At 55.7% G+C, this 11,587-nt stretch carries 10 protein-coding genes; 3 read left to right on the top strand and 7 right to left on the bottom strand.

The features are described from left to right. Positions 1–185: 185 nt before the first annotated feature. From ABX962_RS18460 to ABX962_RS18430, 7 genes are all read right to left on the bottom strand, one after another. A complete protein-coding gene (locus ABX962_RS18460) occupies positions 186–458 on the bottom strand; it encodes a hypothetical protein (protein ID WP_339936982.1) in 273 nt (90 codons plus the stop codon). 223 nt (positions 459–681) lie between these two features. Continuing rightward, positions 682–1,911: a hypothetical protein gene (locus ABX962_RS18455; RefSeq protein ID WP_372721508.1), complete on the bottom strand. Its 1,230-nt coding sequence runs from the start codon at positions 1,909–1,911 to the stop codon at positions 682–684. Between the two features lie 58 nt (positions 1,912–1,969). Next, positions 1,970–2,653 (bottom strand): transposase, encoded by a 684-nt coding sequence (locus ABX962_RS18450; RefSeq protein WP_372721507.1) that lies wholly within the window; start codon positions 2,651–2,653, stop codon positions 1,970–1,972. 83 nt (positions 2,654–2,736) lie between these two features. Next, positions 2,737–5,412 carry a hypothetical protein gene (locus ABX962_RS18445; protein ID WP_372721506.1) on the bottom strand — a complete coding sequence of 892 codons (2,676 nt, stop codon included), beginning with the start codon at positions 5,410–5,412 and terminating at the stop codon, positions 2,737–2,739. Between the two features lie 51 nt (positions 5,413–5,463). Next, positions 5,464–6,900 (bottom strand): DUF58 domain-containing protein, encoded by a 1,437-nt coding sequence (locus ABX962_RS18440; protein WP_372721505.1) that lies wholly within the window; start codon positions 6,898–6,900, stop codon positions 5,464–5,466. 90 nt (positions 6,901–6,990) lie between these two features. Then, positions 6,991–7,956 carry a UbiA family prenyltransferase gene (locus tag ABX962_RS18435; protein WP_372721504.1) on the bottom strand — a complete coding sequence of 322 codons (966 nt, stop codon included), beginning with the start codon at positions 7,954–7,956 and terminating at the stop codon, positions 6,991–6,993. Between the two features lie 99 nt (positions 7,957–8,055). Then, complete coding sequence (locus tag ABX962_RS18430) at positions 8,056–8,991, bottom strand: DUF4261 domain-containing protein (protein ID WP_372721503.1); 936 nt, start codon at positions 8,989–8,991, stop codon at positions 8,056–8,058. Between the two features lie 456 nt (positions 8,992–9,447). Here ABX962_RS18430 and ABX962_RS18425 point away from each other — a divergent pair, with 456 nt between their 5' ends. The 3 genes from ABX962_RS18425 to ABX962_RS18415 all read left to right on the top strand — a co-directional run. Next, a complete protein-coding gene (locus ABX962_RS18425) occupies positions 9,448–10,065 on the top strand; it encodes a hypothetical protein (protein ID WP_372721502.1) in 618 nt (205 codons plus the stop codon). A gap of 72 nt (positions 10,066–10,137) precedes the next feature. Further along, entirely contained in the window at positions 10,138–11,319 is a 1,182-nt protein-coding gene (locus ABX962_RS18420) for a TadG family pilus assembly protein (RefSeq protein ID WP_372721501.1), read from the top strand. Positions 11,320–11,344: 25 nt separating this feature from the next. Next, on the top strand, positions 11,345–11,587 hold a 243-nt coding region (locus tag ABX962_RS18415), incomplete at its 3' end, for a TadE family protein (RefSeq protein ID WP_372721500.1).

The following is an 11,587-nucleotide window of genomic DNA, read 5'->3' as shown; positions in this document are numbered from 1 at the left end:
GCGTTCGTCGGCAACGCTACAGAACAACTCGAGATTTCGGACGTGCAATATTCGATTCGTGCTAAATAAGTATTCCTAATAGTGTGGCTTCCCTGTGGCAGCCGATTTAATGCAAGGTAGATCCCCGGCCCCCATTCGTCAAGACAGTCACCCACTTCCATCACGCTGCCGCTGGCCCGCAACCGTCATTGGCCGGGCGATTGTCGCCAGCGAGCATAACGGACGGGAATCAGGTAGGTGTACACAATGGTAATGATTCCGCCGCTAAGAAGTGACCAGGGCATCCATTCTTTCGGTCGGAACACTTTGGCGGAATTGGCGGGAGCCCCCGTCGGGTCGACAAAACTGACCGCGTTAGCCGGTTCGCCCTGATAGATCGTGGCAGAATCGATAAACAGAAATTCAAGGCCGACGATGACCGCCATGATCCCAAGCGCGATGAACACTGAACGCAACATAACCACTCTGTCCGTTTTCGAGGATTCGAAGTACATCGAAACTCTTCGGCATCCCCGAGTGGTGTGCATCAATGATATCAAAGCCAACTCTACAACACCTCCATCCGGAAAGCCTTCCCCAGACAGTGCGGGCCGTTCCGTTGGCGTTGGAATATCCGATCCTTCGCGCCTTTTTGGGGGGCGTAAGGAGAGAGTGAGAGGTGAGGAGTGAGAGAGGAGATCGCTAGTTGCGGCCCGGCGGTGTGATTTGCGATTTCCAGTGCGCCGCTTGCAGGAAGAAGATACCGTTGCTCGAGACACGCTCGTAATCGAGTCGCTCGATGGCTCGTTCGAGCGTTTGCTGCTGCGACTCAGAAAGAGGGGCGTTGGCGACGAGTTGTGCCAACGCGGCTTCACCACTTTCGCGGATGCAGTACCAGGTCGCTCGATAGCTGCCTGTCGACGAGATGCCCTCTCCGGTTCGCCAATCGGTACACAGTCGCGACAGGTCGAGTTGTTTGGCTCGTTGCTCTGCCGCCGTGGCGCGGTCTGCACATCGCTGCGCCACCGTGGTCATTACCTCTTGCATCTGCTGTTTCAGTTGTGGATCGGGTTCCAATTGCCAGAGCAGGTCCAACGAGATCTGCATTTGCAAAAACGCGTAGGTGGGTTGGCCGCTTTCGACATCCAACGATTGTTTAACCGCATCAGCAATATAGTGCCGCCACCGCTCGCGGTACGATTCCTTGCCTGTGATGTCCCACGCCGCCGCGTAGATCATTGGCAGCCGGGCGGCTTCATGCCCCTTTACGTTCCACATGCGGCTGATCCCTCGCGTGTCTCGGCTACCATCGGCGCGGAGTGAATCGTAATCATTCTCGGCGGTCACATTACGAATCATGCGGTCGGCGATCGCGGAAAGGATCTCGCGGATCTCTTGCCGAGTTTCCTCGCTGCACAGCGGACTCTTCGCATAATGCCACAATCCGTGCACTGCATGGGTGTATTGGTCTCGCGACGAGTTCATGTAGATACTCGTTAGGTCCTCGTGACAGACGCCGCGGGCAAGAAAACCTGGGGCTCCGTGGGCGGTCGCACACAACCGGATGCCCTGGAAAACGTCGTAGGCTCGCTGCCGAAGCGATTCCTGTTTCGTCACCTCGTAGCGATCGATGATCATCGACAACATCACTCCGGCCGAGATCATGCAATCTTCCATCCCGGTGCCGTAGCCACATTCGTTTGGGAATTGCCGCTGAATCTCCTGGGCGGTGGGCAAGTGCGAAAGACCGCTGCCATCTTCGTACCGAGTCAAATAGTCGTAGAACAAATGAGTGTCGTCGCGATAGAACCGCGACCATGTCACATCCCAGGCTTGGTCAATCGGATGGGGCGGTTCCGCGTCAGCGGCACCCACGAAAGAGAGCACGACGATAGTCAGTGCCAAAACGTTAGCGATGCGAAAGGATGTCATGAGGCGAGGAGGGTTGAAGGAAAAGGTGTCGGACACCTTTTTGGCAAGATAGGCGGTTTTAAGTTTTCGGCTTTATTTTGCGAGGGCGGCCGCGAGGACGCATTGTTGATTCCAAATCAAACTTTCGCACCATCGATTCGACCCAGTTTTCGCTACCAAAGGGAACGCCGCGACGCATGCTCCAGTCGATCTGAGCTTGTTCTCTCTGGGAAAACTCCATTCGCACCCATTCGATCCAGTTCGAGTGACGAGGAATGGGCCAATCGCTTAGCATCGATTGATACACCGACGTTTGTCGTTTCCAGTGAAATAAGCTGTCCCACTTCCATTGATCAGGACTACTGCAAAGGTTTGCCGTGAACGCATTTCGCTCGACGTAGCGTGAGAGCGTTAGGAAGTGTTCGTCGGACTGCACAGGGAACGATTTGTAACGGCCTTGATAGAGATGTCCCATGCCGACGGTATCGTAGTGAGCATGGTACCGCTGGGTGTGGGTAAGAGTGACCCACTGGCCAAATCGTCCCATCTCACCGTCAACATTGGGGCTGACGACAAAATGCCAATGATTGGGCATGATGCAGTAACTGAAAATCCGTATATCAAAGCTACTGACTGCTTCGGCCATCAGATTCTCAAACGCGTCGTAGTCTTCCTTCCTGTGGAAGATGGTGTGGCGTGAATTGGCTCGATTGAGCATGTGGTAGATCTCGCCAGCCACGTCAGCCCGTTTCGGTCGTCCCATTTCGGCCTCCCTTGTTCCTGGCAAACTGAATTTTACCCGCAGCCAAGCTACCCAGTCAACCAAAAAGGTGTCCGACACCTTTTTTAGCGTAGCAAGATGTAGAGGGCGTTGGGGGGCAGTTTTAGGCTTAGACCGTCGACGTTCTTTAGAACTGGCAGATCGACGATGGCAATTCCGTTGGCGTCTAGCGACGTCGCCTGGCGGAGCACCGAATTGGATAAAACGACTTCGGCGGAGGCGTTTTCGATGTTCCAGGGGCTGCTGCCAAGATCGACAATTCGCTGTGACTTGCCGTCTTGGGCTGGTTCGGTCTTCCAACCATGGGGCCGAGCGACAGTGCCCACTTGCAGTAACACCTGTTTGGATTCGGAGAGGTTCGCACCGTCCATCGAAACGGCCAGCACGGCGGCATAGTCGTTGTCGCAACGCAGCGTGAGCGTATCGAGTGAAATCGTTCCTGCAGCAGCCAGATTGCCCGCCGCACCTTGAGCCTTAAGCGAGTTGAGCGTGCAGAAGCCATCGCCGTAGTTCCAGTTCAACTCGCCCGTGATACTGCGGACGGTTTGGTTCTCAGTATCGATCAGCGACGTGATGTCGGCGAGCCGCGTTTCGCCGCTGTCAAAGGCCACTTCCACGGGACCGGCAAGGTAGGCCAGCGGGGTGATCGTCCCTTGCCGAGCAGCTTCGGCTTTCACCGCCTGTGTCCGTGAATCGCGATTTGGATCAAAGCCAGCTTCTTCGGGCAAAAGCGGTGGTTTCCGATTGAAAACATCACTCAAGTTGCGACTTTCGAGCAAGGCCGGTTTGCCTTGCCGGATATAGCCTTGGCGAAACATCATCGCGGCGGCGGGAAACATTCCAATTTGGGCGGGAGTAGAAAGTTGCCACTTTTCCATCGGAGGACCGAAGCCAATTTGGTCGGTGGCGAACCAGTAGAAAATATCGACGCCGGTCATCGCACCATAAGCCGCGACCAAAAAAGGGCCTTCGGTTTGATAACGTAGCGGCGGCACCCAGGCGCTTTCGGAAACGATCATCGGATGCCCACTGACTTGTCGCAGCGCCAGCGGAAACGCCCAGGGTTGTAGCAGTGCCGAAGTTCCATCGAACAGATCGCCACGACTGATCAAATATCCCGCGCGATGATTGTCGGTAGGATTTGTATGGTTGCCGCCGGTATAGTAGCGATTCACCCCGATGACATCGTTTGCGGTGTATGCGTAGCGTTCCGCGTCGAGCAGTTTGGCTTGATCGGCGGTTCGCCAATTGCCGGCGTTGATCAACCCTTCGTAACCAATTTCCTGTTTCAGGAATTTTGCGATCGAGAGATTGAAATCCCGCATTCGCTCGGTGTAAAAGGCCATTTGATCGGCCAAGCGTTTGGCCATCGCGCCGTTGTGGTTTTGTGTCAGTTGCCAAATTTGGTGAGGCATCACGACACCATTGGCAAAGTCGTCGCCATTGCATCGAGCATTGCCGCCCCAGACACGAACCGCGTTATCGAGCGAGCCGTGTTTGGCGTTCAGCCACACTGCAAATTGTCGCCCCAATTCAACTCGCTGTTCGCCTTGGATGGCGTTTTCGGTCCAAAACAGCAGGCTGTCTTCGTTCTGGATTTGAAAGATCGCCAGGGCCGGATCTTGGGCTAGCGGGATGCCGGTGTGCGGGTTGGGGGGCGTTAGCAGTTGTTTGAGCCACTGTTTGTAAGCCGCTTGCAGTTTGGCGTCAAAGAACAGTAGCCCAGTCAAGTTGTCGCCCTCGGCATCTTTCAAACCCCAGGCAGGATCCGGTTTGACGCTGATGGCCCAGTAAGGCGAAAGCGTGACGTAGATGCCGTTTTCTTTCATCGCGGCGACCAATCGCCAGGCCGCCTCGATATCCTCGGTGTTGGCATCGTCAAGTTTGGCACCTCGTTGGGGCGCAAGATGCCCATGATGCCGCACCATGTTGACGCCGCGTTTGGCGAGCCAGCGGGCGTGTTCGCGGACCGCTTCGATATCGTCACGGTGCTGGACGCTGGTGTTGACGGCCCAAAACCGGAGAGGTTCTCCGCCGCCATCAACAAACGATTCGCCGTCGGAGGATCGTGCAACTCTGCCTTTCGCACCCGCGGGTTTTTCGTTCATGCCGCTCAGATCAAGCAGTGAGTCGGGCGAAAACGCATCGCGTGCAGGCTCAAACGCCCAAGTGCCCGGATCGGCCAAACCGGTCTTCTCGCCTGGTTTCAATTTGCCTTGTGGCAGAAAGGGGGCGCGGCTGAGAACAACGCAGTCGAGGCCGCCATGTCGATTGTTTTTGCTCTCGAAACGGACCTCGAGCGTATTTTTACCATCCAAAAGCGAGACCGAATCGGCCTTGATCCAAGCGACGAAACGGAGGTCCGGTTTTCCATCGGAGGCAATGTTGACGCTCTGTTCATGCTTTTGCAGCGCCACTTTCGTCCAAGCATCGCCGTTGACACGCACCGAGATCGCTGAGGCGATCGGATTGGCCCGCAGCCACAGTTCGTGGGGGCCCGCTACGGACACATCGAACTCGAACCGAGCGACGGGCATGTCGCCATCGGCGAAATGAGAGAGCCAATCGTTGCCCGACAATTCGGCCGTTTTCACCGAATCGTACCAATTGTGCCCCTGCATCGTGCTCTCGACCGCATCCTCGCCTTCGATCCAGATCATTTGACTGTGCAGCGGCGTTGTCACCGCGAGCGTCATCACAACCAGCAACGCATAGGAACTCGGACGCAAACAAGTGTACATTGTTTCCACCGTTATCTAGAAAGAGGGCGTTCGATTGATTTCGAATGAACGCTACAGCAAATGTTTCGCTTTGATGTCGAGGTATTGATTCACCAGCGGTGCGGTCAATTCGTCGGGGAATGCGTCGACGCATAACACGCCTCGATGTTCCAGGTCTTTGAGGACTTGGTGACGCCATAGCAAGATGTCGGCGGCCGCGGCGGCACGGTACATCTGCAGGTGATCGTCATTGGACGGAGCATCGGCGGCGTCGAACATCTCGCGGTCACGAAGCAACACGCCAAGCGGCAGGTGTTGGCCGTTAATGTTGGACAAGTAATCAACCACGGCGCCGGCGTTCACCTCATCGATGACATTGGTCGTCAACACGACCAGTGATCGACGTTTGCAGTGCGTCGAAAGATACAGGAACGCTTGATCATATCGCGATTCGACCAAACGAGGGAATTGGTCAAAGCCTGCTTGAATCAAGCGGTTCATCTGGCTGCTGCCGCCTCGCGGTGGAATGTAGGCGTGGATGGTATCGGAAAAGCAAAGCATTCCGACGGAGTCGCCTTGATGCAGCGCCACGTACGCCATCATCAGCACCGAGTTCAGGGCATGATCCAACAACGAGTAGCCGTTTTGTTCATTGGTCATCATCCGCCCGCAGTCCAGCAGGAAGATCACTCGTTGGCTTTGATCACTCTGAAATTGGCGAACAGTCAATTTGTGGCGTCGTGCGGTGCTTCGCCAATCGATATGTCGATAGTTGTCATCACGGCTGTAATCGCGAAGGCGTTCAAAATCGCTGTCTTGACCAATTCGCCGTGTCCGCCGCACCCCAATCAAACTCAAACGGTTTGTCCGAGCCAGCAGGGCGTAGTCGGACAATTGTTTCATGTCTGGATAAACGTTTAGCCGGTCGTGTAGCTCGATTTGCCGGTGACGATTCCATAGTTTCAGCGGGCTGAAGAAACTGAGGTAAACGTACTCGAGTTCAAACGCGCCTCGTCGACCTGGTAATAATTTGCGATGTGCGGTCATGCGTCCGCGGGGCGGCAAACGCAGCGAGTGTTTTTCAGGAGTCGCGGTAAAGTGTTCGGGCAAATCGTCGCAAACCGCGCCCGACAACGTCAGCAGCGTGCTGTTTTCAACCGTCAACTCGCTGGCCACCGGAACGCCGAGAGAGCAGGTTCGCGGCAAGCTTCGAGAGACTTGGATTCCATGATTGGTGGCTAAGAAAATTAACAGAAAATCGACCACCGCAAGCGTTAAGATGCTGCCATCGATCAGCCATACGGCGATGATCATCGAGGGAGCAAAAACGGTGGCGAGGCTGGCGATGACCGAAACGCCCAGCAGGACGGCCCACCAACGCGTCGGGTAAATCTTGGCACGCCAAGATGCTGCGATCAGCGGCAACGCAATCAGGCCGAGGAACAGCCATGGGATTTGCGTCAGCCACTGAAATTCGTCTTTAGCAACTTGTGTGATTGCGTCGTTCACGAACGGACGGGCCTTGGTTCACGGTGTTCGAGGCGGAAATGAGTGCGTGGCTGCATTGTAATCGATCGGGTTGCCGCGGGGGATCGGCACTTAGGTCACTCGGAACGAGGACGCCAATCCGACCGCGGGAACGACCAACGCGAAGATGGCGAGTCCCCATAGCGGGCCGGCACCCAGCATCGCGACTGCCGCAGCCAACGGAATGATCGTCAGAATCCCCGAGCGGATCGTCGTCTGCACATTCTGCGGCGTGGCGTGGCGGACACAGCGAATGCCGCGAAGGACCACCGGATACGCAATCATCGCGATCAACAGCGGGAAGGCAAACGGAGTGCGAATGAATTTGGGAAAGCCCGCGGCCGCTTGCTGCGGTGCAAACGCTAATGCGAGCAGTCCGATGACCAGCAAGCTGAGCCCGACTTTCAAATTGGTATCGTCGCCACCGGAGGCTTCGTCACGAGCCATTGTCGTGATTCCAGTGATGTAGATGCCAAAGCCCAACGCGAACGCAACCAAGTGCAGCGGAACGAGTGGGCCGTCGGCCTGTAACACGATCACAGGAGAGACGCCGAGTAGAAAACTGAGAAAACGGCATGCACCCATCGCGGCCGGCGCCAACGGTGTCTTTTTCAGCGGACCGTCGTAGGCCACGATCATGATGGCAAGCAGGGTGGCGATCGCGGCGGGAAGCCAAGTGGTGGCGACGTTTTCACTTGGCAGATACCCACTGAGTGATCCGAGGATGACTCCTACGCCGAGCAATGCCCAGCCCGCGGTGCGAGCGGCTGCGAGCGAGATTCGTCCGGATGGTAGCGGGCGTTTCGCACGCTCGGCACGATCGCGTTCGATGTCAAAAACATCATTCAAAATCATGCCCGCCCAGTACAACGAGATCCCGGCTGCGAGCACACAGATCCACCGTGCGGCGGGCGATGGGCCGTGCGCGGCCAGCAGAAACGCAGCCGAAACATCGGCAACGACCGTGAACACGTTTGGCAGCCGAACCAATTGGGCCCAGGCAAACAGGGGGCTGGTTTGTTGTGTTTCGGCAGTCAAAGAATTCAATTCCCAAATCAGTGGATCGTTCGGCTGCGGTTGGTGGCAGCTAAACGGATGATACCCCTAGAACCATCACCGGGACAGCGTGTCGCCCCATTACTTTCGCAGCAGACTCTTGGGAATCGCTTCACCGTCGTCGGCGAACCAGCGAAGCACTCTGCGGCGTGGACCGTTTAGGGCACTCTCGCGAACGCGTGCAACCCAAAGGATCTCGCCGGGGCCTTCGGAGGTCTCGCCGTCTTTGATGACATCTCCGTTCTGCAGCAAGTAAATACCGACATCACGCAGAAAGTTTTCGACTTCCTCGGCATCGTAATCTTGCGGCCGAAAACATCCTTCCATATCGGGGATATCGAGCTGGATGTGCCCTACCGTGTCCATCACCGACCACTGCGGATCGAATTCATGGAAACGCATGTTGGCCCATAATTCGACGGGGGGCAGCGAATGCTCAACCGAGAACTCGGCACTCTCGGTCAGTACTTCCAGGTCGCTGAGGACTTCGCCGCCGGGATTGAAGTAACAGATCGCTTCGGGAAGTTCCAGCAACATACCAACCACCTCGGTCATGAACGCCAGTTCATTGTAGGGATCGTAGTTCTCGGGCAGATTTGGGGGCGTTGCGTTGCCATCGAGCACGTAGCTACAGCGAATGCGGATAAACGCTTGGTGCAATTTAGTCGCGGTTCTTCCCGCTTCCCAGTTCCATGATTGTTGAGTCGCGCGGAGCAGAGACTCGGGGGCTGTGAAGGGGCCAAGCTGGCCTTCTTGGTACGCGCGGGCGATTCGGCTCGGGTCGGCCGCTGTTGTCGGATCATCCGGCCAAATTTGATCGACCACATCGACCACGACTTTGCCTGCGTCTTGGTCATCGATCTCCAGCTGGATCGACGGGCCGCAGGTGAAGACATCCGCGGCGGCAGGTTGGGCAGCCGATGGTGAAAAGTCGGCTAGAACAGCGGCGACAGATTCAATCGATATCGCTTCGCGCATCAGCACGACGAACGTTTGTGTGTAAAGGCCTTTGGACATTCCCAAGCTCGGTGGATCAGAAGGATTTGATGGTTCAGCGGGGATTCTATCAGAAGCGCTGGCAATTGCGCGTAGGCCAACGAGAGGAGTCGGCAAACGCAGAATTTGTCAAACAGATGCGAAATTGACGGTTCGAAGGGGGGGCGAGAGTCGGGATCATCGTCAAAGTCGTTATAACCCGATCCTTGCCCAGGGGGTGAGTTAAAAGTTTGGGGGGGGCTGCCGAATTTTTAAATGCTTCGGCGGCGAACGTGACATAGGTTTCCAGAACTCAACCCTCTTGTCTTTTAGACGCTTCTCTGCCGCTGTATCTCGCACGATCGATGGCAGAGTGAACGCAAGTCTGATGCGAAATACCATTCGCTTAGCACGATTCTTAAATCGTGTCATGCCGTTCCCGAGCGTGTGCAAGACAGGGCGGTTTTCCGTGTTGTGTCTTAAGTGGGAAACAGAACGATGATGCGAATTGCACAAACCATGATCGGGGGGATTCTCACGCTAGCGGTGGCTCCGGCCGCCGATTGCAGTGCCGAGGATGTGGCGATTTTTAAGATTGAAGAAGATTGGGAAATGGTGCTCAACGAGCCCGACCCCATCAATCACTCGCCGCAAGTCACCTTCTTTACGACACCGACGGATGATCCGAGTCGCTATTTTCAGTTGCAACTGAATCACGCCGTCGATGCTCAGTTTTCTGGAGGCGGCTTTCACGTCGCTGCGGTAGAGAACGACCACATTCTTGACGAAGCACGCAGTGAGACTCGGGTCGCTTTGTCATCCGACGGAGATCATGTTCGTTGGACAAGTATCCTCGCCACGGTGGAGGATCAGACGCTGTTTGCGATCAAAAACGGGCATGCAAGCCAGTGGGGCGACTTCGGAGGTCCTGACTTTTTGGTCCGGATGAATTCCGACGCCTCGTTAGGACTTTCTCAATATCATCCACAGAAAAGTTTGGATGCCGTTGATATTGGATTTGGGGCAAATCGAGTGGCGTCCATCACGCTACTTGAAGTACGTGTTTTTTATGTCGATGGAACCGTCGTCCCGGTTCCTGTGAACCGGCAACCTTAGATTTGGAATGGATTCATCAATCGCGTCGCTCAAATCACCAAGTCTCCAGGATCGTCTTCAGGATAAAGTTCAATGAAAAATTTAAATGTGAAACAAATCAATCGCTTCTCTTGCGGTGGAAATCCGCCGGTCAATCGACGCCGTATGCCAGCCCGCATGCGTCGTGGGGCGGCGGCGGTGTTCGGTCTGATTTTGACGGTCAGCCTGGTCGCCTTGATGGCTGTCACGATCGATATGGGGCATATTCGCGTCGCCGAAGCCGAGTTGCAGCGATCCGCTGACGCTTCGGCAATGGCCGCATGCTGGGAACTGTTTGACCAGCAGGTTTCGGGAGCTTCCGAAAGTGCGATGCAAACCAGTGCAAGGCAAGCCGCTAACAGCATCGCCACCCGAAACTTTGTTGGCCAACAGGCTCCTGAGTTTTCATCTGACGATGTCGAGCTTGGCACCTACTCGCCCGATCAATCATGGAGCACATCGGATCCCTCGACTTACAACGCCGCGCGAGTGACGCTGCGACTGCAAGCGGGTGGCAACGGTGAGTTGCCGCTCTTCTTTGGCGACGTGACGGGACGGCAAAGCCAATCGCTCCGCACCACGGCAACCGCCGCGATGTTCAGCACTATCTCGGGATTCAATGAGCCTGAAACGCACGAAGAGACGATCGACATTTTACCGTTTGCACTCGATCTGCCGAGCTGGATTGCGATGTGCGCGGGCGCCACGCCAGATAGTTTTGAGTTCGACAATGGTTCGGTGCGTTCCGGTTCGGACGGGCTGTGCGAAACCAACCTTTATCCTCAAGGCACCGGTTCGCCTGGTAACCGCGGAACGGTGGACATCGGTGGCAGCAACAACAGCACCAAGGATTTGTCACGCCAAATTTTGCATGGGATCTCCAAACAAGATTTCATCGACCTGGGAAAACCACTCAAATTCGACTCCAACGGCGAATTAAAACTCAACGGTGACACGGGGATCAGTGCGGGAGTCAAAGATGAGCTGGCCTCGATCATTGGCAAGGTTCGCATCATCCCGATCTACACCACTGTGACCGGCAACGGAAACAATGCGATGTACACGATCGTGAAATTCGAAGGGGTGCGAATTCTAGAAGTCAAGCTCACTGGGAAAATGTCGGAGAAGCGAGTCATCATCCAGCCTGCGAAAGCCGTGGCGCGACACGCGATCGTCGACTCTGCTCCCGTCACGCAGAGTTCGTATCTATACACTCCCGTGATGTTGGTTCAGTAACACTTATCAAAGAAAGCGACGGATCATGATTCACCAATCGAATCGACGAAAGAAAAAGGCAACACGGCTGGCGGCATCCGCCGTCGAGTTCGCCTTGGTCGCACCGCTGATGATCGCCTTTACGTTTGGCTTAGTTGAGCTCGGGCGAATGATGTTGGTCAAGCAAACGGCCACGCATGCGACTCGCGAAGGGGCGAGAATCGCCGTGCGTCCGACGGCAACAACAAGCGACGTCGTCGACCGAGTGAATGACGAACTGGCTCTGATG

Source organism: Novipirellula sp. (assembly GCF_041583735.1).
In the GTDB taxonomy this organism is placed as follows: domain Bacteria; phylum Planctomycetota; class Planctomycetia; order Pirellulales; family Pirellulaceae; genus Novipirellula.
This window is presented reverse-complemented; position numbering and strand designations above follow the sequence as displayed.

Coding starts and splice junctions, on each gene's coding strand:
- ABX962_RS18460 (WP_339936982.1), bottom strand. CDS start 458: ATGTTGCGTTCAGTGTTCATCGCGCTTGGGATCATGGCGGTCATCGTC.
- ABX962_RS18455 (WP_372721508.1), bottom strand. CDS start 1,911: ATGACATCCTTTCGCATCGCTAACGTTTTGGCACTGACTATCGTCGTG.
- ABX962_RS18450 (WP_372721507.1), bottom strand. CDS start 2,653: ATGGGACGACCGAAACGGGCTGACGTGGCTGGCGAGATCTACCACATG.
- ABX962_RS18445 (WP_372721506.1), bottom strand. CDS start 5,412: ATGTACACTTGTTTGCGTCCGAGTTCCTATGCGTTGCTGGTTGTGATG.
- ABX962_RS18430 (WP_372721503.1), bottom strand. CDS start 8,991: ATGTCCAAAGGCCTTTACACACAAACGTTCGTCGTGCTGATGCGCGAA.
- ABX962_RS18425 (WP_372721502.1), top strand. CDS start 9,448: ATGATGCGAATTGCACAAACCATGATCGGGGGGATTCTCACGCTAGCG.
- ABX962_RS18420 (WP_372721501.1), top strand. CDS start 10,138: ATGAAAAATTTAAATGTGAAACAAATCAATCGCTTCTCTTGCGGTGGA.